This is a genomic window from Rosistilla carotiformis (genome assembly GCF_007753095.1).
Lineage (GTDB): Bacteria > Planctomycetota > Planctomycetia > Pirellulales > Pirellulaceae > Rosistilla > Rosistilla carotiformis.
The window spans coordinates 587,184-610,713 of the sequence record NZ_CP036348.1; the positions used below are offsets into that span (position 1 = coordinate 587,184).

Below are 23,530 nucleotides of genomic sequence, written 5' to 3' on the forward strand. Positions count from 1 at the left end.
AATGTATCCCCCCCCTGCCCTGCCCCGGTCTCCTGCGAATCGGCATCTTGGACGGTGTTGATTAATGTGGGGCTGGGGGCTGAGCGGTTTGTGACTGGTGTGCTGGTTGGTCGTTTCTGGTTCGAGGAACGGTTCGCGAAGGACAGGTTAAGAGTGAGCGAATTTTGTCGTGACTGGCGGTCGCGATTGTTGCCATTGGGGCATTGTGGCTGATAGAACTTTCGGTCCCCTGAAGTTTCCCGCCCAAGACCGCCTCCCACCACTCAGTTTTAAGACAACATGCCCTCATTGCCTCGTATTGCTTCGACCCGTCGGAACTTTCTATCGCTTGCCGCCGGAACCGGAGTTGGCATTTTGCAGCCGCGCTCCAGTTGGGGTGCCAGTTCGGCCGCGCGGGAAGACCAGCCTTACGCGCAGATCGATTGGGACCGTTGTCGGCGAATCGGTTCGGTGACGCATGCCCATTGTCGCTCGCAACGCTCGCTCGACTTGCTGTGTCGCCGCGGGCTGACGCACTTGGCGATTTCGAACTACTACCCGTCGGCTCCCTGTTCCCCTACCGAACAGATTGGGCAGTGGAAGGTTGGGCAGGACTTCTGCACACTCAAGGGGGAAGGCTACGTCGAGCGGGAATTCGCGTGGAACGAGATCATCCGCGATCCGGAGACCGGTTGGTTCGATGAACTTCCCACTGCGATGCAGGAGAAGATGCCGTTCCAATCGGGGAATCCTTGTTTCACGCAGATTCTTCCCGAAGTCATTTTGTGTCCCAATGCGGAACATCATTCGATGACCGATTGCAACGGTCACTTCAACGCCGTCGGATCAAACTTCGCAAGTGGAACGTTTGATGTTCGCAGTTACTACAAACTGAACAACCACGGCTATGCGATGGGGACGGGGATGCCGTGGCGCGAAGCATTTGGGCGGATGTTGGATGGGCTGCAGTTTGCCGATGGTGGCGGGATCACGATCAACCATCCGAAGTGGAGTCACACTTCGCCAAAACAAATAATGGAATTCTTGGATTTCGATCCGCGCGTGATGGGAATTGAGATCTGGAATAGCACCGCGGAATTTCTCAGTCAAACGGGTTGGTCGTTGGACGAATGGGATGCCGTGTTGGCAACTGGTCGTCGCTGTTACGGTTTCTCCGTTTCCGATCACGCCCACAATTCCGATCCTGCGTTTCAAGGCCGCAACGTGTTGTTGGTCGATGCGGCGACTCCCGCCAGCGAAATGCCAGCGGCCTGTTTGCGAGCCTATCGCAACGGCAACTTCTACGCTTCTTTGGATGGTGTTTTGGAACTGAAGCGGTTCCACTGTTCAGCCGATGGGAAGTTGGATGTGGAGATTTCAGGCGGCCCCAGCAAGTTGCGAGTTGTTTCGGCGAAGGGCGTCGTTCACGAACAAGCGGGTGAGGCGATCTCGTGGGCCTTGCCCGAAGGGAAGTCGTCGGCGCAGGAGCACGTCTATCTACGTGTGGAAGCGGACCAGGTCGATGGCGATGACCGTCTGCTAACTCAGGCGCTCCAGTTGGTCTAGCTCGCGAGACATCCTGTCTTTTCGTGGTGGGGCCTGGTCGCGTCGTTGCTGTTCGGATCGAAAAATACGCTACTTGAGGAGGCGCGCCCCCCGCACTTCGCTGCGTGTTGGATATAAAGTCCGCTCTTGTTCGTTCTGCAAGGTTTGGTCTGGTGCGAGTTTAGCTGCTGCGTGTTTTGGATAACGCCATCGTTGCAGGAAACGTTAATAAATAGTGAACTTCTCGCTGGTGGTGCCGTTGCAAATTGACAAGAGATGGTGTCCGGATAGATTGTCCATCTCTCGCCGTGTTTCGGTGGTTCTGAGGTGCATCGCCGGATCTGAGATGCGATCGGGACGCGGCGATCGTGACTAAACGACATATCAAGAATTGCTTCGGATGACGTCTCGCAAGACTTGCCGCAGTTCCAGTATCGGGAAGCACTTCTTGCTCTGTCCTTCATTGCAGAAAAACTCTCTCTCCTTTCGGAAGTGAAACATGAAAACGACTAAGAATAGAAACGCGTTTACGCTCGTCGAGTTGTTGGTGGTGATCGCCATCATCGGCATTTTGGTTGGTCTGTTGTTGCCGGCGGTTCAGGCCGCACGCGAAGCAGCGCGTCGGATGCAGTGTAGTAACAACATCAAGCAGATGGGCCTGGCTTTGCACAATTACCACGACACATATAACTCCCTGCCGCCAGGGTGGATCGATGATTCGACCAATCAGAATCGCATGGGGTGGCCGACGTATCTACTTCCGTTCATCGAGCAATCGGCCGTCTACGACGGGATGAAAAGCGTGGGCGCGTACAATGTGACTTGGTATACGTTGCCTGAAATGACTACTGGCACCGCGGCAGTGCCGACGCCATACGCGAAGATGGTTTTGGATTCCTACGTCTGCCCTTCCGACCCTTCGCGTGGCATCAATGAAAATCTCGGTGGATACGGTAAGTCGAATTATACCGGCGTGGGGGGAGCACACTACATTGCTTCGGGTGGTGCAAACGGAACCTTCTACGATCACTCCTTCATTCGCTTTCGTGACATGCTGGACGGGCTGAGCAATGCGATGATCATTGGTGAGCGGAGCACCGTCGATCAGGCGAGTCGCGGCTTTGTGAAAAAGGGGACGATTTGGATCGGCGCCTATTCTACGGGTACGTACTACCACAACAATGCGATCGCCAACGCGTCGGTTTACTACAGCCTTAATGGTAAGGCTGGCAACTACAACTTCAGCAGTGCCCATCCGGGCGGAGTCCAGTTTGCGTTTGGAGATGGATCGTCTCACTTTATCAGCGAAACGATCGACCTGATCACCTACCGCGACTTGGCTTCGATTGCTGACGGAAACCCGCTAGGCGAATACTAATCGATTCGTCTGCTCTTAATAAAATCACTGCCGTCGTTCCCGGTTCTGATGGGAACGACGGCTCTATTTACATCAAAAGGAAATCGATCATGCGTTTTGTATTTGTGTCTCTTCTCGCCTTTACCATCGGATGTGGAGCCGAAGAAGTTGTGGAGCTGCCCGCTCCTGTCGAGAAGACTCAATTGGTTGCGACCATCGATCAAATTGCCGCCACGGGGCAGTTCGATGAAGAAATGCTGACGGGGCTGACCATGGGGCTTGAAGAGGCGGGACTGATGGGCGAAGCCGCGCTTGTTCAACAGTATCCAACCATGGGCGATGAAGCTCAGGTCAAAAAAAAGGCCAAGCAGCTTTCTAAAGACGTCAAGAAGAAGCTTGAAGCGGGTGTCGAGTAGTTTCGAGCGAGGCTAAACCTTGTGCGAAGTTGTCGTTGACATTCGCTCCTTTTCGAACCGTGACCGAAGGAGAATCCCCGGCCGATTTCACCTCACCGCCCCAGAGCGTTTATCATCATGGCTCCCCTGCCCTTCTCCCTTTGCTCGCCTGGAGTTTGTCATGATGTTTCGCTCTGCAGCCTTTCCTTTGTTGTTCGTCTTGGGGCTGATAGCTTCGATTGTTCGGGCGGACGAACCTGTCGCCAAGGAGTATTCCACCGTGATGTTCTCGGGCGACTGGGTTCCGGAAGATCCTCATCGGATCGATTTCGACAACCTGCCGAGGATACCGTCGCAGCATGTCGTGATCAGCGATGTTCGGAAGTCCAAGGGTGTGCATCAGCACAATTATTTGACCTTCCACGATGGGAGATACTGGGCGATGTGGAGCGATGGCCCAGCGGTCGAGGATCGTGTTGGGCAGCGCGTTTCGTACGCGACCAGCAAGGACGGGCTCGAATGGAGCAAGCCGCGATACCTGACGCCCGAACTGCCGGGATCGGGGAAGGGTTCGAGATATTACAACACGCGCAGCAGCGAAGGCTTTCGTTGGATCTCGCGTGGCTTCTGGCAGCGCGATGGCGAACTGCTCGCTCTGTGTTCGCTCGACGAAGGGGCTGGCTTCTTCGGCAAAAGCCTCCAGTTGCGGGCATTCCGCTGGGATGATCGCGAGGGCGTTTGGAACGACCATGCCTTGGTGCACGAAAACGCCATCAACAACTTCCCGCCCAAGTTGTTACCCGGTGGCGATTGGATGATGTCGCGTCGAACGTACGACTACAAGAAACGTGGCGTCGATTTTTTGGTCGGTGGCGTCGACGCGATCGACGACTGGGATTCGTTTCCTGTGCTTGGGTCCAGTCAAGGGCTGGCGGCCGAAGAGCCTTATTGGTGGGTGCTGCCCGATGGCCGTTTGACCGCGCTGTTCCGCGACAATCATCGCAGCGGCTATCTGTACCGTTCGTTTTCCGAAGACAACGGTCGGACCTGGAGTCGGCCGCACCGCACCGATTTTCCCGATGCGCGGTCGAAGTTCAGCGGAGTTCAGTTGGCGGATGGTCGCTTTGTGTTGGTCTCCAATCCGCATCCAAAGCGACGCGATCCGTTGGCCCTTTCGGTTAGCGACGACGGTGTTGTCTTCACGAAGATGGGCTATCTCGCTGGCGGGCGGCATGTCGATTATCCCCATGTGATTCAACAGGACGGCCATCTGCTGGTCGCCTTCGCCACGCAAAAGCAGACGGTGGAAGTGTTGAAGATCAAGCTGGAGGATATCGACGCGTTAACGATGCCCGATAAACCGCTGGCCGTCCCGCCGCCGTATCAGCCGCAAGCTGGCGATACGATCCTGGATGCCGGCAACAGCGATCAAGTGACCGTCACCGGGCCTTGGAGATCGAGCGACCGCGATTCCGAGCGGCATGGCGACAGCTATCTCGTTCTCGATCCATCAGCTGGTGGCGCGGTTCGCTTCGATTTGAACCTGGCTGAGGAAAGGACTTACGAGATCTTTGCGATGTGGAGTGCCCGAGGGCAACGGGCGAAGGATGTCCCGTTTGTCATCGCTCACAACGATGGAACGAAGACCGTCCACGTCGATCAAGAGCGCGATGGCGGTGTTTGGAACAGCTTGGGGACGTATTCCTTCTCGCCGGCGAAGGCGTCGGTCGAAGTGGCTATCGAGAAGGCGAAGAACTACGTCATCGTCGATGCCATCTTGGTCGCACCACGTCGATAGCCTCGATGCGGGCTGCACTGTGTAGAGCCCGTTGTTGCGAGGCGGGCACGGCGCGAGTGTTGGGTACGTTGTCGGTAGCGTGGCGCAAAAGAAAACAGGTGATGTCCGCCGGGAAAGGGAACACCACCTGTTGTTGAATCGATCAATTCGCTTGCGTTCAGTTGGCTCGTGCCAAGTTCTGACGCTTGAGTGCTTCGACGTAATCGCGAGTGATATTCAAGACTTCGTCGTTGTAGAAGTTGTGGCGGAAGACTTCATCGTCGGGCATTTCGGCGTCCAACAATTGTTTCTCCTCTTCCTTCTGCGAATCGAGTTCTTTGCGTCGGGCGAAGAACTTGTCTTCTTGCAGCGAGACAAACTTCTCCGATTTCTGCCGTTGGTACGATTCAATACGTCGCAGCAGATCGATGAAGTCCTCGGACTGCTCGATGCGTTTGGCGGAATTGGTTCGTACGCTATTCAGAACATCGCTGCTCATCATGTTGTACTTGCGATGCTTGGTTTTTTCGACACGATCGTGTTCCAGGGCATACTCCAGGTCCGCTTCGCCCACGTCCATGTGCGTGGTCAGCGAAGGCAGGATGATGTCGGCTTTCACACCTTCCTTTTGAGTGCTTTCGCCATCGGGCAGATAAAACTGTTGCAGCGTGACTTTCAAGGCGCCGAAGTTCGGCGCGCGATTGCTGCGCAGGATCTCTTGGCCAAGATCCATCAGGGTTTGGACGGTTCCCTTGCCGTGAGTCGCCAGGTCGCCGACGACGATGCCGCGTCCATAATCTTGGATTGCACCGGCCAGGATTTCGCTGGCACTTGCGCTGAACTTGCTGGTCAGAACGACAAGCGGTCCGTCCCAAGCGACGCCACTGTCTTCATCGGCATACGGGGTGACCTGTCCATCACTGTCTTTCACTTGGACGACAGGGCCTTCGTCGATAAACAGGCCGGTCAGGTTGATCGCTTCGGTCAAGCTGCCGCCGCCGTTCATCCGTAGGTCCAAGACCACCGCGGCGATCCCCTCGTCTTTGAATTCATTCAAGCGATCGCGAACGTCCTTGGTGCTGCTGCGGTAATCGCGAGCGTTGCGGCGAGCGGCTTCCATGTCCAGGTAGAAACTGGGCAGGCTGATGTAGCCGATCTTCATTTTGGGGCCGGTTTCGCCATCGGTCTCAACAACCTGGCTGCGTGCAGCGCTGTCTTCGAGCTCGACCTTGGCGCGCGTGATCGTGAGGATCTTCGTTTCGCCAGTACCGCCCGATTTGATGCCCAATTGAACGATCGTGCCCGCATGGCCGCGGATTTGCTCGACCACATCGTCCAGTGGCATTTCGACGATGTCGACCATTTCGCCATCGGTCCCCTGCCCTACACTGACGATGTAGTCGTCTGCCTTCAGTTCGCCTTGCTTGTCGGCGGCGCCACCGGGGATCACTCGCGAGACGACGGTGTAGCCATCTTTCTCACGCAGCGCGGCGCCGATCCCTTCCAGGTTCAGACGCATCATGATCCGGAAGTTGTCGAGCGATTTGGGCGACATGAAGGTTGTGTGCGGGTCGTAGCTGGTCGTGACCGAGGTCAGGAACAACTCCAGCAGTTGGTCCGAATCGGTCTCGTGCCAACGCTTTTGATTCCGCTTGTAGCGACGCAGCAGTTTGGCTTTCGGGTCTTCGAGGTCTTCTTTGGTCGGTTTGTATTCTTTGCCCGATTCTTCCGCTTTGCGTTTCCGTTCGACGGCTTCATCTTTGGCGACAAGTAGATTGAATTTGATCTGACGACGCCAACGATCTTTCGCCTCTTCGGGAGACGTTGGATAGCGAGCGGCATCGGGTTCCACAACAATCGATTCGTCGGCGGTGAAGTCGAAGTCTTCGGTCAGCAAGGTTTCGGCGACCGCGACGCGTTCATCGATCCGTTGTAGGAAGCGTTTGAAGACCACGTAGGCAACATCGAGATCGCCCCCTTTGACCATGTCGTCGATCGTGACATTGTATTTGCTGAATTCATCAACGTCGGATTGGTAGAAGTAGAGCTTCATGGGGTCGAGCGACTTCAGGAACAGTTCCATCGCACGAGCGCTCAGTTCGTCGTTCAACGCCGTCCGCGATACGTGACGTCGTTCCAGTAGGGCCGCGACGATCTTCGCCACGTTCTGGTCGGTCTTGGTCGGCGCGACAAGATCTTCACCAAGGCAAGGATTGATTTGCGGGCCGAGGAAGGTGATCGTGCAAAAGGCCGACAGCAACAGTGGCCGGACAAAGCGAGTTTTGGGGGACGTCATTGAAGCCATACTTGAGTTCCGATTTGGTAAAGACACGTGGCGTCGGACAGGCGAACCTTGATCCACGATGTTCATAGTAGAACAGGGATCAAGATATCACAAGTTCGATCGACTGATAGCAAAAGTGCCGTTGGGGAGGTGTCCGGCGTGGAGGCGGGGATTCGGGAAGGGGCGGGAGGCAAGCAATGCGGTGCGGACCAATGCGTGTCATGGGGACACCGCGGGATCGGTTCGGGCGGGAAGAGTGACGCAAATCGTCAGGGAAATCGGCATATTTAACTCCGGTTAAGGAGTGCCATCGCTCAAGCGAATCGCCCACCAAAGTTGGTTCAGTGCCGCTTCATCGGTGTCGGTCAGGAGGCGAATCCGCTTGGCCGCTGCCATCTGTTGATCGCTGACTTGTGGATTTCCCGCGACATAGAAAAGATGTTTCGCCTGCTGCTCGAAACCGCGTTTTTTGCTCAATGAAGCTAGCCAGCCCGCTGGCAGCGTGTTGGCAGCATCGTTCGCTGGGAACGCGCGGCGGAGTGATTCGAGCCGCAGTTGGGCTTTCGATTTTTGATCGGGTTTGGCGGGGGCGTTGCTATCGGTCGCTTGAGCCAGCAGTGCCGCGGGCGCCACCAAAGAGCCCTGGCCACTCGCTTTGTTAAACGTTTCGGTCGCCACGATCAATTCTTCGAACGACCAATTCCGTGGTTCGTTGGCAAACCCGGCGAATGCACGCTGTTGGATTTCCGCGCTGTTAAGGATCGCTTCGCTAGCAAACAGAGAGTCTTGATCGAAGAGCGACAGCGTCGACTGCAGTCGCATGGGCTGTGCCGAAATCATCCAAGCCGCCGCCGCGCCGAGGTCGTAGTTGTACGCTCGCAATTGTTGAGCCATCAGATTTCGTGCTGCCACAAACGCCTCGTCGGCTGGCGGTGCCAGCGGGTCGCTGGTCCGGCCTACCAGGCGGTTGCCGTAGATGACCTTCCAAAGGCCGTTGATCGTGGCCCGCGCTAAGCGATCGCTGTGCTCGATCTCTGCCGCCAATTCGCGCAGGTTTGTCGGTCCGTTAGTGGCTCCCGAACCGCCGATCCAGTCGTCGACGACCGCGGGCGAGGCGACCATTTGAATTCCGTCGGGAGACTCATAAAATACGGCATCCTTCGACCGATCTCGCTCCAGGTCTTGAGCGATCTCCAGTTCGCCTTGGTTTCCTAACTGCCATTGAACGCCGGTTTGGAAGATGGCATTGAGGTTCCAGTAGTTGCGCTGCGTGATGTTGCCTTCCAGCGGATGCGTGTGGCAGCGTCCACAGGCAACGTCCAGATCTAGCAGCACATCACAAAATTGGTTGGTCAGCGGAATCGCACTCGCTCCGGCCAAACCCGACTTCCAGAGCGTTGCCGGTTCAAACGCGGGGTCGTCCGGGGACGAAGGGCCCTCGGAAGTGAGCATTTCCTGAACGAGCGTATCGAAAGGTTGTTCGCCACGGAAGTTGCCAGCGAACAGCTTGCCGGCAGCGGTTCGCTGCGCTTCGGACATTCGACGCCACGCCGCTTCCCCAAGCAGATGTTGCGCCCAGCGTGTGCCCAGATGATTCGCCGTTTGTTGGTTGTCGATGTAACCGTCGATCAGTGCGGCGGTATCATTGGCGATCAAATGACGGGCCGCTTGGGCGTCGAGCTTCTCACCCTGGGAACGGCCAGCAACGACATTCGCCAAACGCTGCGTCAATTCATCGGTCGAGATCTCGTTCTGTGGTTGGATATCCATCCGACGCCACGCCTGGGCCAGCAGTTCGTCGACGCGATGAATGATCTCATCGGGGGGCAGGCGGTCGATCTTCGGCTGCTTGGCAATCGCAGGTTGTTGTGGCTCGCTTGCGGGGACTGTCGCAGGTGTGTTGAACGGGAGGTCGTTCAGACCAATTTCAAAATGCCCACGCGGCGGCGTGTTCGTGACAATCGCTTTGTCGGGAGCAGCGGGTTGCGTCGATCGGGCGGCGCCGTGAGGGTCCGCTGTGCCGGTGGTTTGTTTTGATGCGGCCGCGCCGGCTTGAGGCTTGGGGGGGGCGTTGTGAGCAACCGTTGAAGTATCCGCCGGTTGCGGGCGACCGTTGTTCAGCTCCCAGACGTATCCAGAGATCGCGATTAGCAACGCTGCGGCGAGGGTCATCGGCAGCCAAGCATCCGAACGTCGCTTGACATTGCGAGTGGTATCGATCTGCGGTAAGCCGACCACGGGGTTGCGTTCAGCTTCCAGGATTGCCAGTACCTGCGCAGAGACATCCGGCGCGGCAGCCTGATCTTGGGCTTCGCAAAGCATGGTTTCCAGCAATTGGTCGAAGGCTGGATCGTTCATGTCAGTTTGGTTTGAACGCATTCTTTTAGTTGCTGTTTTGCTCGCTGCACCAAATTTTTCGCACCGTGTTCGGTAATTCCCAATTGTTCGCCAATGTCCGCTCGGTTGGCGTCATCGGTAAACCGCATCCGCAGTGCCAATTGGGCTCTTTCGGTCAGTCCATTGAGGCAATCTTTCAATGCGCTGACAAATTCCTCGCCATCCTCTTCTGCACCGATCCAACGATCCCAAACCGCATCGAGCGATTCGATCGCCGAAACCAGATGCATTCGTTTGTCACGTCGTTTCAGTGAGATAAACAAATTCCGAGCGATCCGCCGCAGGTAGGCGGCCGTCGCTTCGTCGCTGAACTGATTAAACGGTGGTCTTCGCAGGATCGTTAGGAACGTCTCCTGCGTTAAGTCGTCGGCTGTCGCGTTGTCGCAACCGAGTAAGCGCAGGTATCTCCACACGCCAACTTGATGGCGCACGATCAACTCCTGCGGGCTTAAATCAGTTCCGCTTTCCTGCGACACTGCCGATCAATCCAATCGCTTGCTGATATCTTCTGAACCTCCGGGGCGAGCGAGATCCAAACCATTCAACGTTCGTCCTAAGCGAACAAGTCTTTGATGATCTTGCCGCCGCCAGCGATCTTCATCGGTCGGCGGTTGTTTGCGGTATACGTCGTGTCGGGTGAGATGCCAAGGGCATTGCAAACCGATGTCATCACGTCTTCGGAGCTGTACGGCTCGGTTTCAACGACGGTACCATCGCTATTGGTCTCACCGACCGCGATGCCACCCTTGATTCCCGCACCGCCAACGACCACGCTCCACGATCGGGCCCAGTGGTCGCGACCGGCGTTTTGGTTAATGCGAGGTGTCCGGCTGAATTCACCCATCCAGATGATGGCCGTGTCCTGCAGCATGCCGCGTTGTTCCAAATCTTCGGTCAACGCGCTCATCGCCTTGTCGAGGACGGGCAGGCGTTGGTCCGACAGGGTATTGAAGATGTCGGCGTGGTTGTCCCAGCCGCCAAGGTCAACTTCGACAAACGGAACACCCGCTTCGACCAACCGCCGTGCCAGCAGGCAGCCTTGGCCAAAGCCACGACCACCCATTCCCATGCCCGTTGCGCCGTAGCGTTCTTTGACCTCTTCGGGTTCTTCGTCGACCTTAAAGGCTCGCATCTGATCGCTGGACATCAGGTCGAAGGTCTTCTTCAAAACCTTTTGGTGGTCTTCCGCCGCGGTGCCACGGTTCTTCTTGACGAAGTCCTTCTCGATCAAATCGAGTGCGGCCATGCGTTGCATCAAACGTTGTTGTTCCAGACGCATCTGCAAGTTGCGGATTTGGCCATTGCTGGTGACAGCAAAAGGGGCCCAAGCCATGCCGAGGAAACCGGGGCCTGCGCTACCACCACCGACGGTCACGAAGGGAGGGATCTCCAGTTCGGGGCGTTGGTTAATCAATTCGTGTGCCAGCACCGAGCCATAGCTAGGGTGTTCGATGTTGGGGTTGGGGACAAATCCGGTGTGCATGTAGTAGCGGCCGCGCTCGTGATCCGCTTCGCGTGTGCTCATCGATCGGATGACCGCCATGTGATGCATCTGCTTGGCCATCAGAGGCATGTGCTCGCAGATCTGCACGTCACCCGAAGTGCTGATCGGTTTGAACGGACCACCGGTCGGTGCGCCTGGTTTCAGATCCCAGATATCCATCGTCGAAGGGCCGCCGCCCATCCACAACAGGATTGCCGCCTTGCGGTTTTTCTTAAGCACATCGGCATTCGCTTTGAGCGTTTGTCCCAACGAAAATGCGGTGCCCGCCATGGCGGCCGATGCGCCCGCCATGTGATTCATAAAGTGCCGGCGAGTCATCCCGGCGGGGGTGGACCATTGACTGTTAAACATCGGGTGTCTCCAGTGGGGCTGTTGCGAGTGTTGTGCGTGTCGACGAGACAGGCTGTATTGGGGCCGGCGATACGGGGGCACGCCGGGAGTAAATCGGTTTAGTGGTTAAGGATGAATTCGTTGCTGTTGAGGATCGACCACCACAGATCTTGTAGCATCTCGGCCTGGTCTCCCTTGCGAGCGCCCAGCAACTTATTTGCGATTGTCAATTCGTCACGCGTTGCGCGTCGCCCCATTCCAGCCAGGAACAGGCGATGGACTTTGTCTGCCGGTTTGAGGTTTTGCCGAGACAAATCGCCCAGGAACGTGCCGTTTTCGACCGAGGTCGCGTTTTTGACGAGATCTCCATTGAACATCATCAGGGCTTGTGGGATCGATCCGTTAAAGGATGTCGATTCGTCTCCCTCGTCGGTTCCGAAGGCCGACACGAACTGTTGCAGCCATTGGTTCCGCTTCTCTTCTTGTTGTTCGTACGAGCCTTGTCCGCTCGCCTTGTTCGTGGAAACCAACGATTGATACAGTTGTTCGGCCGACATCTGACGCAGGTAGAAGTGCGTGAACTTTGGCGGTTCGCCTTGTTGCGGATCGTCCGAGGCGTTTGAACCGGTGGTCTGGCTGCTCAAGCGGTACGGTTCGCTGAGTGCGATCCATTGGATCAGTTGCTTCAGGTCAAAACTGGATTTGCGGAATTCGGCACCCAGTTCGTTCAACAATTGCGGGTGCGAAGCGACGTTGTGCGGACCCAAGTCATCGACAGGCTTGGTGAATGCGTAGCCCATGAAATGAGCCCACATGCGATTCACGATCATCTTGTCCATGAACTCGCTCTCGATCATCATCTTCCCGAGCGCTTCACGGCGATTGACATCGCTGACATATCCACTGACATCGACTTCGGTACCGTCCATGAAGACAGGGCCGGCGGTTCGAGTCAGGCCGTTGCGGAGTTCATAGAAGACGATCGCTTTGGAAGGATCACCTGCTTCGCCAGCAAAATCTTCGTCGACCAATTCCGCGTGGGAGACGTCGCGCGTTCCGGAGACGTAGCGTCGCAATGCCCGTGTCTGACGGAAGAACGAATTGAACTCCCAGAATTTCTGTTGCTTCCATTGGTTAAATGGATGGTTGTGGCACTGGGTGCATTGTACTTGCAGGCCCATGAAGATCCGCGATGTGGACGAGGTCGCCAACGTCGCTTGGTCCTCGTTGACCTTCATCGCGAGGAAGTTGGTCGCGCCATTGAAGTTTTCGGTTCCTGGCTTGGTGCTGCCGGTGGCAGTGACCAATTCAAAAACCATGTCGTTGTAAGGTTTGTTGCGAGCGAATGAATCGCGGAGGTACTTGCTCATTCCCGCGCGGCTGGTCAGCGAATTACGCTCGTTCCCACCGGTTTGACCGATCAGGATGTTGGTCCAGATGGTCGCCCAATTGCGGGCATACTCTTCGGTGTAGCGGTCATCGTGCAACAGGCTGTTGACGAGGCGTTGATCTTTGTCGGCACCTTTGTCTTGCAGGAACGCATCCAATTCCTCGGGCGTCGGGATCCGTCCAATGATGTCTAGATAGACGCGACGGCACCACTTCCCATCGGGGGATGTAGGCGATGGCTTCAGTTCGTAATCGATCCAGCCCTGCTTGATGTGCTTGTCAATCAATTGGGTCTGGCTGGGGACATTCGATTGAGCAGCGATCCAACTCGTCGGGAGCAGCGCGGCGAAGACCACTGCGATTCGCGTAATCGTTTGTGGGCATAGTGTCATTTTGTGTCGTCCGATCGGGGGTCCCAGATGTGGGGATGGCATTGCTTCTCTTCCTTTTAAACGGGGCCCGAGACAATTCGTACTCAGTGAATCCTCGTTCAATATCGTATATCGCTACCACTATTCTAAATGCTCCGTCGTGCAAAGTGTGCTCTATTGCACGATTTGCAGCCGATCAATGCGATCCTAGGATGTCCGCCGTTTGGCAAGCAACTTGCCGTTGAGACGTGCAATGCCCCTCTGATGGGATGATTGTTGCACGTAATGCGGAGTCCTCGTGGATCGGTGAGGGCGGTTTACGCCGCCTGAGTGTCGCTACAAAGCGTGCGACAGGAACCTTGCACAATCCTAAGCGGGTGCGCGGAAATTTCGACTTTCCCCCTCCAGAAGGCTGCGGACGGGAGGAAATCACTGCGGCACTAGCGTTGGAAATGGGCCAGATAGCGTTCTTTCCAGTCGGGTAGTTCCGTGGCAACGCGGCGGCTCAGCTGCCCCGGTGGAGAATGCGCCTGAAGTTCTTGCAGGAAGCGAATCAGCACGCCCCGCGATTGGTCGCTCTCGTGTAGAAGAAAATGGACCCACGACCATGCTTCTTGGTATTCCGTGGCACCCATTGCGGTGAGGTCGCCGACCGCTTCCAGTGATTCGATGGTGGGGACTTGCCGCCAGAAGGCTTTCCGTCGAGTGGTGGCTTGGTGAGTATGTTGTCTCGCATTGCCCGTTGGCGGACTTTCAAAGTACTCGGCAAGTCCTTCGTCGAGCCACAGCGGAACGTAGGGAAGCGATGCGTTCAGCAGCGCATGGCTCGTCTCGTGCCGCAAGTCGACATACATCTGGTCGCTCTTGTAAGCAAAGACCATCCCCGGGCCGCGGCGTTTGATGAACAGCGCCCTGCGAAACGGAACCGTAGGGAAATACCGCTGCATGTAGCCTTGATAGTTCGCCTGATGTTCAAACAGGATCAAATGAATGGGTTCGGGATAGATCTCGATTTGCAGCGTCTTTTTCAGGTCCGCTTGCAGCGATCCCAGCTGGGCAACGAACTGCGGGTTGGCGGCAACGTTAAAGTCCGAGTGGATTGCAAATTGGCCGATCTGCGCTTCAAAGGGCCACCGATCGGCCGAAGTGGATTGCGCGTCGACGCCGCGGCTGCACAACGCCGCGGCGATCAGCAGCGTTGCGCGAAGGAGGTGGTTTGTATTCAAGCGATCACCGTCGGCGTGCAGGTCGGTCGGGAGAGTGGCGTTGAGGTCGCGAGGCACGCGACCGGTCTAGGCGGCTTGGCGTTTGAGGATCCGTTCCATCCAGCCGCGTCGGCGCACCTGAGGCAATTTGGCAACCGCTTGTCCGTTTACCACGGCCAGCGGATTGTGGCAGCAGATCGCTTTTGCATACGGTTCGCCCACCAGTTCGCTGGCTCGTTCAAAGCTGCGTCGCATCAGGGGCTTGCGACGGCGGGTGCCATGGGCGTCCGAGGCGATGAAATGGGTGAGCCCGTTTTGCAACATCCATTCACTCATCTTCTTCGGAGCGCTCCCGAAAACGCCTGTCAGGCTGTCGGCGGTGATCTGCATCAAGCAGCCCGCTTCGACCAATGGCGGAATCAATTCGGGCCGCTTCAAGATCCCCTCGTTCCGTTCGGGATGCGACAAAATGCCGACCATGCCAAGCTTCTTCAGATTGGCGATCACCGGTTCCAAAGGAAAGTAGAGTTCGTGTGGCAATTCCAACAGTACGTGCTTGCGACGATCCGCTAGCGAAACGCAGTCGCCGCTGGCCAGCCGTTGGATCATGTCCAGATCGATGCGGACATCCGCCCCCGGACGAACAGCCAGGCGAATACCTTGCTCTTGAAGACGGGTTTGGAATTCGGCTGTCAGTCGTCGGATCTCTTCGCCTGTGGTCAGCGAGTATTGCCCCAATTGATGCGGAGTCAATACGGAGCAGCGAATGCCATCCTGAACGGCAATCCGAGCCATGGCCAGCGATTCATCCCAGTCCCTAGCGCCATCATCGATACCCGGCAGCAAATGGCAGTGAATATCAATAAACGCGAGTTCCTCGTCCATCAAACGACATCCTTGTCACAGTGGTTGAAGTGATACGTCGGGGAATCTCCCATCGAGCCGTGGAACTGTCAAGTTCATTCGTCACAATCGGGCCGGTTCGGCGCGCACCGAATCCCCCGGGTGTGGCAATCGTTGCGTTTTCAGCCTCGTTTGCTAGCGTTAGCCGGTGGGGCGGCGTTATTGCAAGCAACCGATGCTCTGCGTTGCGGCAATCGGTGTGGTCGCTTTGTGTTGACCCTTGAAGTGGCACGCGTTAGAAACATGTATCGAATCTGCAGCTTTGCCGCCTCTCGGATTAAGCTAGCTCGGTGTCGCTTACGCATCCCCCCTGCCCTGCCCTCTCTCGCCTCATTGTTTTGGACCCCACGATGAAATATCGATTCACAGCGATCGGATTGTTGTTGGCTTTCGGCTTCTCGTTGCTAGCGGTGTCCGCCGATGAGCCGACTGGGGAGCCGACCGCCATGGAGGTCGCCGCGCCTGCGACGCTCTCGGAAGCGCGTAGCCGAGCGACGTTGTTGCACGAGACGCTGCACGGGACCTTGCAGGTGGTGCATCGCGACTTTTTCGACGAAGACGATTCGCACACGATCCCGTCGGCTTCGTTGGAGGATGTCTTCGAAGCACTGGCCGATAGTTTTCAAGTCGATTTAAAATGGTTAGTGGTGAATACCGACATCGTGAATGTCGACCATCGCCCAGAGGACGCCTTTGAACGCGCGGCGGTCAAGGCGCTCGCAGCCGGTAAGCCTTATTTTGACGGCGTCGAGGGGGACCGTTATCGCTTCGCCGGCCCGATTCGATTAGCATCGCAGTGCCTCAAATGTCATGTCAAACACCGCACCAGCACGCACAATCGGACCGCGGGGCTATTGATTTCGATGCCGCTGAAATTGGAGCATTCCCCATCGCAGCGGTGATGCGGTCTGGCGAAGTGTTGTGGCGACCCCGGTGCTGGGCCGCGGAATCTACGATCGTTTCGTTGCTGAATTTTGCTTGGGAACCCTGAGGAGTCCATCATGGCGTCGAATCCATTGATCGATGAATACCTTGCCGGCGGGGCGCAGTTGCGTGCGGCGGTCACCGGTCTGACCAGTGCTCAATTGGACGCGACACCGATCCCGGGAAAGTGGTCGACGCGTCAGGTGATTTGCCACGTTGCGGACTTTGAATTGGTGTACGCCGATCGGATGAAGCGGGTGATCGCTGAGCAGGAGCCCACTTTTTTCGCGGGCGATCCCGACCAGTTTGCTGCGGCGTTGGCCTACGATCAGCGTGATGCCGTTGAGGAATTGCAATTGGTCGAAGCGGTGCGCGCCTCGATGGCTCGGATCCTCCGCACGCTGGACGCTGCCGATTTCCAGCGGATCGGGAATCACAATGAAGCCGGACCACAAACGCTGGCGTCGCTGCTGGAAAAGATCACCCATCATCTGCAGCATCATGTGCGTTTCATCGAGGAAAAGCGTGCAGCGCTGGAGGCGCTGAATCGATGACCGTGCAATGCCACGCGGAACTGATTTCGGTCCAGATTGGGCTGCCACGAATCATCCCGGCGGAGAAGCCTTGGGTGACGGGGTTCTGGAAAGAACCGGTCGGTGAACCGCTGTGGCTAGGGACGACGAATCTTCAGGGCGACGGCCAAGCCGATCTCGTCAATCATGGTGGGCCGCACAAGGCGGTCTGTGTCTATTCGGCAGATCACTTTCCGACCTGGCGTGAAACGCTGGGACTCGAAGATCTGAGGGCCGGTGCCTTTGGCGAGAACTTTACAGTTTCCGATCTGACCGAGCAGGACGTTTGTATCGGTGACGTTTGGTCGGTCGGCGATGCGGTCGTGCAGGTATCTCAACCGCGTCAGCCGTGTTGGAAATTGGCGCGGCGCTGGGGGATCAAGGACCTCGCCTATCAAGTGCAGCAGACGGGGCGGACGGGTTGGTATTTTCGGGTGCTCGAAGAAGGATTGGTCGGACCTGGGATGCGTTTGGGATTGGTCGATCGATCCTCGGATCCCTGGACGATCGAAGCCGCCAATCGCGTGATGCATCACGACAAGCAGAATCTCGATGACGCGTCGCGGTTAGCCGCGGTCGCCGCATTGTCACCCAGTTGGCAAGCGACACTGCAGAAACGGATCGACAAACAAGTGGCCAGCGATGAACGCTTGCGTCTCGATGGTGCTGGCGACTGACGAAGGTTGGATGCTTTGGCTTGGTGAACGCCGTTCAATGCAATCCATAGCGCCCCATCTTGTAGTGCAGCGTGCGGATGCTGATCCCCAGTCGCTTGGCGGTGTTTTCGCGATGGCAGTCGCAAGCCGCCAGCGCGGCGGAGATCGTTTCGCGTTCGCAGTGCTCGACGGCGTCGGACAAAGTGCAAGCGAGCGTCGCGCGGGAATTCGATCCCGACTTTTGTTGCAGTTCCAACGGCAGTTGGTGGTCGTGGATGATGGCGTCGGTATGGGTGACGACCATCCGTTCGACGACGTTGCGAAGTTGTCGGACATTGCCTGGCCAAGGCGCAGCGACTAGCGTTTGCATCGCTTCAGGGGAGATCTGTTTCAAGGGGCGTCCGTGCCGATCGCAGAAGTGGTTTAAGAAGTGTTCGACCAGCAGCGGGATGTCTTCGCGTCGTTGTCGCAGCGAAGGGACTTCGATTGGGATCACGTTGAGGCGGTAGAACAGATCCTCACGGAAGCTGCCGTCATCGATCAGCGCCGGAACCGATTTGTTGGTCGCCGAGACGATGCGGACATTGGCCGAGAGCAGTTCTTCGCCACCGACGCGAATGAATTGTCCCGATTCGAGCACGCGCAGCAGATCGACTTGGCTCTTGGCCGACATCTCGGTGACTTCATCCAGGAACAACGTTCCGCCGCTGGCCTGTTCAAAACAGCCAGGCTTCTGCCGCGACGCGCCGCTGAAGGATCCTTTCTCGTGTCCAAACAATTCGCTCTCGAGCAGCGATTCGGGCATCGCACCGAGATTGACTGCAACAAACGGTCCGCCGTTGCGGGGGCTTAGATCGTGGACGGCTCGGGCGATCAATTCCTTCCCCGTGCCGCTCTCTCCTTGGATCATCACGGTCGCTTCGGTCGTGGCAACTTGGCGGATCTGATGAAACACATCCTGCATCGCGGCGCAGGTCCCCAGGATGTTGGAGATCTGCCCCGCGTCGGCCAAGCGGCTGCGCAGTTGTTGGTTCTCGATTCGCAGTTCGTAGTGTTGGCGGGCTTTGCGGACCTGTTGCCGGACTAGGTTCAGGTCGAGCGGTTTGGAGATAAAATCGAACGCGCCGGCTCGCATCGCGTCGACCGCCGTTTCCACGGTTCCGTGCGCGGTGATTACGATGACGGCGGTCTCGGGATACTTGTGGGCCGTTTGGCGAACCAATTCGATCCCATCGATCTTGCCTCCCAGCCGCACATCGGCAATCACCAGCGGATAGCTCCATTGTTCAAACTTGGCCAACGCCTCTTCGGCATCGCTGGCGATGTCGACACGTTCCGCTTCCCCTTTCAAACCCTTGGCGAGTCCCGACCGGATGTTGGGTTCATCGTCGACGATCAGCACGCTAAATTCGGATGACTTCATTCCTGGGTTCCTCGGGGCAGTAGCACGGTGAATTCGGTTCCCTCGGGACTGCTGCGAAAATCGATGCTGCCATCATGTTGTTGGACGATCTTGTCGCAAAGCGCTAACCCCATGCCGGTTCCGTCGTTGCGGGTGGTGAAGTAGGGATCAAAGACCTGCGATTGAATCTCCGCGGGAATGCCGATGCCCGAATCAGCGACATCGATGCGGATCTGGTCGTTCTGTTGGCTGACTCGGAATCGCAGCAGGCCGCCGTTGGGCATCGCGGCCATCGCGTTGAGGGCGAGGTTTAAGAAGACCTGTTCTAATCGGACGGAATCGGCTTGGATCAAACCGAGCATTTCGCACGGGGATTCGATTTTGATCTTCACCCCCTGCCGGTCGGCTTGCGGGCAAAGCAACCGCACCAATTTGTCGATCAGCAGCGTGACGTCGACCGCGGATCGGCCGATCTCGGAGGTCGAAGCGTAATTGCGGAACCCGTCCAGGACGTTGTTGATCCGAAGCACTTCGGTTTGCAGGACTTCCAGCAGTTCTGCAACTTCCGGATCAAATGGCTCGGTCGCGAGATGCTCGCACAGCAATTGAATGTGAATCGAAACAGCGCTTAGCGGGTTTTTGATTTCATGTTGCAGTCCAGCGGCCAACGAGCCGAGCCCCATGTAGCGTTCCATTCTCCGCAGCCGTTCTTCGATCAACGCCTTCTCGGTGACATCGCGGACATATAACACGGTGCCGATATCTTCCCCCTGCTGATTGCTTAGAAGCGTGCATCCGGCGCGAAACGTGTGGCGGTGCCCGTTTTCGGTGACCCGATAGTCGCGGTCGCGAATGGCTTCGTGGTACGTGCGGACTTCGGCGCAGATCGAATCCAGTAGCGCGTGCGATTCGCCCAAGTCGGACAGAAAATGTCCGACACCTTCATCGGGCATGCCGATCAGCGTCTGTGCGCGAGGATTGGTGCTGCTGATCATGCCGTTGCGGTCGGTGGTGATTACTCCGGCATCCATGCTGGCAAGGATATCGGTAGCGAGGACTTTGACGGCCCGCAGCGACCGCTCGCTGCTCAGGTAACCGCGGACGACAAGTGCCAAAGCAATCGTCGTGCCAATCAGGTTGACGACCAGCAGGATGGTCAGCATCCGATCGAGCCGCAACTCCCCAAGCAGGCCCTCGGCGGCGACGGCATCGCTGGGCGGCAGATGCAGCACCAAGCGGGCCATGATGCCATGCTCATGGTGGACGTCGCTGAGGATCTTGGTGGTCAGCAGTAACGACGTCAGGCTCAGAATCGCGAGCAATACTGCGATGCGGCGGATCCCGCGGCCAATGCGTCCATCGTGAATTTCAAACATCGGTGGCTTGGGCGATGAGACGCCTGGGGAACGGGATGGGGCGGAAGAGTGAAGCTGCAACGCTTGCATCATATATAGGGCATCACCGGAAGTTGCCCAACCGTCCGCTCCACGGAGCAGTCGCGATTGGCATGGAAGATGCTTTTGATGCGGCGACCTTACCCTAAGCTTCTCCGGCGGTTGGAGGAGGGCGGCACGCCGGGATTCGTCCGGAGCTGAGAACGTCGGTTTTCGATGGCTTCGGGCCGTCGTGTCTGCAATGAATTGCAGACAGTCTGCGAATTATTGCAGAGCCGCCTCGACGGTTGTTCGGGTTGTATGGGATCGGATTTTAAGGGTGTAGCGGCTTGGTTTGATTGGCCGAGTTGTGTCGTATGTTCTCCAGGGATGCTTGGGAACGAGAGGTCGAATGGAAAGGGGAGTCAGGGTGATGGATTGCCGTCTGGTTCAAACGCCACGTATTCGCGATTGGTGTCGCAGGACGTTGACATCGATGGGATTCACGCTGCTCTTCTGTCACGTGGCGCTCGCCGCCGACGAGCCCCCAATGCTACCCGTTGTCCCCGACGATTCACGGGCGGCAAGCGAATCGAGCGTTCAGTTGGAACTGCAGCGGTTGCAACAACAGATCGATGAGCTCCGGGCGGGCGCGATGTCTCCCGCGGTTTGCAATCCCGAACCCGTCCTCCCGCCGAAGCCCAAATATCCAACGGTTCGAGTGACCGGCTTCATGCATGCCGATGCGTTTTGGATCGATCAGAGCCAAGCCAACCGGACGACGCTGGGTGACGGTGATCCGGTCGTGGGAGACATTCAAGACGGTGCGGATTTCCGCCGCGCCCGCTTGGCCGCAACCGGTCAAGCGTGGGACAACGTCAGCTATATGCTGGAGATGGATTTCGGTTTCCCTGGGCGGCCAAGCTTTATGGATGTCTGGTTGGATATCGATGACGTGGTCGGATCGAACAATTTGCGAATCGGCCAGTTTCGCCAGCCCTTTGGAATGGATGGACTGACGAGCGTCAAGGAGATGACTTTTATGGAGCGCGCCCTCCCCTTCGCCTTCCTGCCGTTTCGTCAGATCGGTGCGATGTTATATGGTCATGACAGCGATGAGGTCATGACTTGGGCGGTTTCAGGATTCCGTTTCCCCACCGATTTTAATGGTGGCAACATCGGAGATAACGGCGGCTATGGCATGGCGACTCGGGTGACCGGGGCGTTGCTTAACAATGGCCCTGGCCAAGGTCTGGTCCATGTCGGTGGCGGCTACAGCTTTGTCGATCCCTCAAACGACAGCTTCCAATATCGTAATCAGCCCGAGCTCGGCGTGTTCGAAACCGGCGGCGGTGTGCCTGCGACAGCCCCCACGTTTCTGCCGCCATTTGTCGACACGGGAGTCTTTCAGGCGAACAACAGCAATCTGTTTAATGTCGAATTTGCGACAGCCCTTGGTTCGTTCTACTCGCAAAACGAGTTTTTCTTCGCCGTCGTCGATCGCCCCGATCAATCCACGGTCGCATTCTCCGGAGCGTATTCGCAAGTGGGATACTTCTTGACCGGCGAGTCGCGGACCTATAACGGGAAGTACGGTGTGTTCGGCCGGGTGATTCCCAACAACAGCGTTGGTCGCGGTGGCGGTTGCGGGGCGTGGGAAATCGCAGGGCGTTGGTCCTATTTGGACCTCACCGACGATGACATTTTGGGCGGAACGTTGAACGATCTGACAGCCGGATTGAACTGGTATCTGAACCCCTATACCAAGTTCCAGTTCAACTACATCTACGCGATGTTGGACAATCCCATCTATGGCGACAGCCAAGCGGGACTCTACGCGATGCGTGCCCAAGTGGATTTCTAGTCGAAAGCGTATCCGATCGACGACCGCGGTCTGCGACGACGATCCCGGGTGTGGATGGTGGCGGGAGATTCGATCGTCTCGCGAAGCGCTCACTCGGACAACGGAACGTCCCGGAATCGACGATGGCAGGCGACGCAGTTCGCCTGGATGCGATTTACAAATGCCTGGCGCGCACGATGCGGAAGACCTGATCGGATCGCCGCTTCCAGACCTGCCGCGGCATCCCGGCTGTCGCGGATCGATTCCAAGAATGCCTCGGGCGATTGCCGCTCGATTTCTCCACGGAGCATTTCGGTGAAGTGTTCGCGTAGCAATAACGCTTCGTGTGCCGGATCGAGATCGGGATGCTTGGGAGAAGCCTTCCATGCGTCGGCGGCGAATTGCTTTAAATGATCGTGCGCGTGCTCGATGGCAATCATTTGTTCGACCATCGGCGGAGGGTCGACCTTCGACTTGTAATCGACTTCCAACGCGTCGAGGGTGGTGGAGGCGATTGGTTGAGCCGCGATCGCCGCGCGATAAAGACCTTGGTAATTGCGACTGGTTCCCGCCAGTTCCAGGATCGCCGTGGCGTCCGCGGCGGGGATCTGTCCCGCGGCGATACAGGCGACTGCGGCTGCCGCCGGACTGCGGTGTTTGCCGTGATGGCAATGGATGTAGATCGGACTCTCAAGAACGCGAACGGCTTTGGCCAATTCCTGCGTGCGCTCGGTCGAGATGCCGTTGTAACCGTGAGGCAAGTGAACGTAGCGCAAGCCGAACCGCTTCGCCATTTCGACATCCGGCTGGGCCCCATCGACGCTGATAATCGTCTTGATTCCCAGCGACTGCAGTTCCGCAAACGCCTGTTCGCCCTCCGGTAGCCCCCCCGAGATCACTTGGCTGCTGACTTGCACCGCGTTGGGTAGATGCTGGGTGGGAACACGGTGTGCAGCGATCGACGCATTGGTATCGGTAACGCTTTGCTGAGCAATGCTGAGCCTGGGGGGCATCGCTGCTGCCGACAAACATCCCCATAAGGTGAGTGCGACAATTCGCGTTAGCTTTCGATTCATGAGAAGTTCGCGTTGGCTGGGGGCGTTGCGTCGCTCGATCGGCAAACGGCTCATTATAGGCCTGTCGCAGTGCAAATGAAGGCAAACATGAATCGTCTGCAATTCTTTGCACGCGTCTGCAGAGGATTGCAGAATTCCCGCGCACACGCCGCGATGCGACAATCTGCCTCAGGTCGGTGGTAGAGAGAAAACCAAGGTATTTGCCCGGTCGAACCGCGTAGATCGGAACCTGCGTCGATTCATCCTCG

18 protein-coding genes are annotated in these 23,530 nt (G+C 57.2%); 8 read left to right on the plus strand and 10 right to left on the minus strand.

The window, feature by feature from the left end:
- The first annotated feature begins 279 nt into the window (after positions 1–279).
- From Poly24_RS02160 to Poly24_RS02175, 4 genes are all read left to right on the plus strand, one after another.
- The gene (locus tag Poly24_RS02160; protein ID WP_145089818.1) at positions 280–1,545 is read left to right on the plus strand and encodes a hypothetical protein; all 1,266 of its coding nucleotides are present in this window, start codon (positions 280–282) and stop codon (positions 1,543–1,545) included.
- Between the two features lie 478 nt (positions 1,546–2,023).
- Positions 2,024–2,902: a DUF1559 domain-containing protein gene (locus Poly24_RS02165; RefSeq protein WP_145089820.1), complete on the plus strand. Its 879-nt coding sequence runs from the start codon at positions 2,024–2,026 to the stop codon at positions 2,900–2,902.
- A gap of 89 nt (positions 2,903–2,991) precedes the next feature.
- Complete coding sequence (locus Poly24_RS02170; RefSeq protein WP_145089823.1) at positions 2,992–3,297, plus strand: hypothetical protein; 306 nt, start codon at positions 2,992–2,994, stop codon at positions 3,295–3,297.
- Between the two features lie 160 nt (positions 3,298–3,457).
- Entirely contained in the window at positions 3,458–5,074 is a 1,617-nt protein-coding gene (locus tag Poly24_RS02175; RefSeq protein ID WP_145089826.1) for an exo-alpha-sialidase, read from the plus strand.
- A 157-nt stretch (positions 5,075–5,231) separates the two neighbouring features.
- Here Poly24_RS02175 and Poly24_RS02180 read toward each other — a convergent pair whose 3' ends face one another.
- From Poly24_RS02180 to Poly24_RS02210, 7 genes are all read right to left on the minus strand, one after another.
- Entirely contained in the window at positions 5,232–7,349 is a 2,118-nt protein-coding gene (locus Poly24_RS02180; protein WP_231753421.1) for a carboxy terminal-processing peptidase, read from the minus strand.
- A gap of 285 nt (positions 7,350–7,634) precedes the next feature.
- Positions 7,635–9,695: a DUF1549 domain-containing protein gene (locus Poly24_RS02185; RefSeq protein ID WP_197452259.1), complete on the minus strand. Its 2,061-nt coding sequence runs from the start codon at positions 9,693–9,695 to the stop codon at positions 7,635–7,637.
- Entirely contained in the window at positions 9,692–10,165 is a 474-nt protein-coding gene (locus Poly24_RS02190) for an RNA polymerase sigma factor (protein ID WP_231753422.1), read from the minus strand. The genes Poly24_RS02185 and Poly24_RS02190 overlap by 4 nt, the downstream gene beginning before the upstream one ends.
- Before the next feature lie 122 nt (positions 10,166–10,287).
- Positions 10,288–11,589 (minus strand): DUF1501 domain-containing protein, encoded by a 1,302-nt coding sequence (locus Poly24_RS02195; RefSeq protein ID WP_231753423.1) that lies wholly within the window; start codon positions 11,587–11,589, stop codon positions 10,288–10,290.
- Between the two features lie 98 nt (positions 11,590–11,687).
- Positions 11,688–13,349, minus strand: coding sequence for a DUF1549 domain-containing protein (locus tag Poly24_RS02200; protein WP_145089834.1), 1,662 nt, complete (start codon positions 13,347–13,349; stop codon positions 11,688–11,690).
- 419 nt (positions 13,350–13,768) lie between these two features.
- Positions 13,769–14,554, minus strand: coding sequence for a DUF1570 domain-containing protein (locus tag Poly24_RS02205; RefSeq protein ID WP_145089837.1), 786 nt, complete (start codon positions 14,552–14,554; stop codon positions 13,769–13,771).
- A 66-nt stretch (positions 14,555–14,620) separates the two neighbouring features.
- Positions 14,621–15,418: a tyrosine-protein phosphatase gene (locus Poly24_RS02210; protein ID WP_145089839.1), complete on the minus strand. Its 798-nt coding sequence runs from the start codon at positions 15,416–15,418 to the stop codon at positions 14,621–14,623.
- A gap of 368 nt (positions 15,419–15,786) precedes the next feature.
- On the opposite strand from Poly24_RS02210, the gene Poly24_RS02215 reads away from it, so the two are divergent.
- From Poly24_RS02215 to Poly24_RS02225, 3 genes are all read left to right on the plus strand, one after another.
- Positions 15,787–16,338, plus strand: coding sequence for a c-type heme family protein (locus Poly24_RS02215; RefSeq protein WP_145089842.1), 552 nt, complete (start codon positions 15,787–15,789; stop codon positions 16,336–16,338).
- A 99-nt stretch (positions 16,339–16,437) separates the two neighbouring features.
- Complete coding sequence (locus tag Poly24_RS02220) at positions 16,438–16,914, plus strand: DinB family protein (RefSeq protein ID WP_145089844.1); 477 nt, start codon at positions 16,438–16,440, stop codon at positions 16,912–16,914.
- Positions 16,911–17,609, plus strand: a complete 699-nt coding sequence (locus Poly24_RS02225; protein WP_231753425.1) for an MOSC domain-containing protein — start codon at positions 16,911–16,913, stop codon at positions 17,607–17,609. The genes Poly24_RS02220 and Poly24_RS02225 overlap by 4 nt, the downstream gene beginning before the upstream one ends.
- 34 nt (positions 17,610–17,643) lie before the next feature.
- On the opposite strand, the gene Poly24_RS02230 is transcribed toward Poly24_RS02225, so the two are convergent.
- Positions 17,644–19,011: a sigma-54-dependent transcriptional regulator gene (locus Poly24_RS02230; protein WP_145089847.1), complete on the minus strand. Its 1,368-nt coding sequence runs from the start codon at positions 19,009–19,011 to the stop codon at positions 17,644–17,646.
- Positions 19,008–20,366 carry a two-component system sensor histidine kinase NtrB gene (locus Poly24_RS02235; RefSeq protein ID WP_145089849.1) on the minus strand — a complete coding sequence of 453 codons (1,359 nt, stop codon included), beginning with the start codon at positions 20,364–20,366 and terminating at the stop codon, positions 19,008–19,010. The genes Poly24_RS02230 and Poly24_RS02235 overlap by 4 nt, the downstream gene beginning before the upstream one ends.
- 430 nt (positions 20,367–20,796) lie before the next feature.
- Between Poly24_RS02235 and Poly24_RS02240 the strand changes: the two genes are divergently transcribed.
- Positions 20,797–22,227: an OprO/OprP family phosphate-selective porin gene (locus Poly24_RS02240; protein WP_231753426.1), complete on the plus strand. Its 1,431-nt coding sequence runs from the start codon at positions 20,797–20,799 to the stop codon at positions 22,225–22,227.
- Between the two features lie 89 nt (positions 22,228–22,316).
- Here Poly24_RS02240 and Poly24_RS02245 read toward each other — a convergent pair whose 3' ends face one another.
- Positions 22,317–23,282, minus strand: a complete 966-nt coding sequence (locus tag Poly24_RS02245) for a protein-tyrosine phosphatase family protein (protein ID WP_145089855.1) — start codon at positions 23,280–23,282, stop codon at positions 22,317–22,319.
- Positions 23,283–23,530 lie beyond the last annotated feature (248 nt).

Coding starts and splice junctions, on each gene's coding strand:
- Poly24_RS02160 (WP_145089818.1), top strand. CDS start 280: ATGCCCTCATTGCCTCGTATTGCTTCGACCCGTCGGAACTTTCTATCG.
- Poly24_RS02165 (WP_145089820.1), top strand. CDS start 2,024: ATGAAAACGACTAAGAATAGAAACGCGTTTACGCTCGTCGAGTTGTTG.
- Poly24_RS02170 (WP_145089823.1), top strand. CDS start 2,992: ATGCGTTTTGTATTTGTGTCTCTTCTCGCCTTTACCATCGGATGTGGA.
- Poly24_RS02175 (WP_145089826.1), top strand. CDS start 3,458: ATGATGTTTCGCTCTGCAGCCTTTCCTTTGTTGTTCGTCTTGGGGCTG.
- Poly24_RS02180 (WP_231753421.1), bottom strand. CDS start 7,349: ATGACGTCCCCCAAAACTCGCTTTGTCCGGCCACTGTTGCTGTCGGCC.
- Poly24_RS02185 (WP_197452259.1), bottom strand. CDS start 9,695: ATGAACGATCCAGCCTTCGACCAATTGCTGGAAACCATGCTTTGCGAA.
- Poly24_RS02195 (WP_231753423.1), bottom strand. CDS start 11,589: ATGTTTAACAGTCAATGGTCCACCCCCGCCGGGATGACTCGCCGGCAC.
- Poly24_RS02200 (WP_145089834.1), bottom strand. CDS start 13,349: ATGACACTATGCCCACAAACGATTACGCGAATCGCAGTGGTCTTCGCC.
- Poly24_RS02210 (WP_145089839.1), bottom strand. CDS start 15,418: ATGGACGAGGAACTCGCGTTTATTGATATTCACTGCCATTTGCTGCCG.
- Poly24_RS02215 (WP_145089842.1), top strand. CDS start 15,787: ATGAAATATCGATTCACAGCGATCGGATTGTTGTTGGCTTTCGGCTTC.
- Poly24_RS02220 (WP_145089844.1), top strand. CDS start 16,438: ATGGCGTCGAATCCATTGATCGATGAATACCTTGCCGGCGGGGCGCAG.
- Poly24_RS02225 (WP_231753425.1), top strand. CDS start 16,911: ATGACCGTGCAATGCCACGCGGAACTGATTTCGGTCCAGATTGGGCTG.
- Poly24_RS02230 (WP_145089847.1), bottom strand. CDS start 19,011: ATGAAGTCATCCGAATTTAGCGTGCTGATCGTCGACGATGAACCCAAC.
- Poly24_RS02235 (WP_145089849.1), bottom strand. CDS start 20,366: ATGTTTGAAATTCACGATGGACGCATTGGCCGCGGGATCCGCCGCATC.
- Poly24_RS02240 (WP_231753426.1), top strand. CDS start 20,797: ATGGATTGCCGTCTGGTTCAAACGCCACGTATTCGCGATTGGTGTCGC.
- Poly24_RS02245 (WP_145089855.1), bottom strand. CDS start 23,282: ATGAATCGAAAGCTAACGCGAATTGTCGCACTCACCTTATGGGGATGT.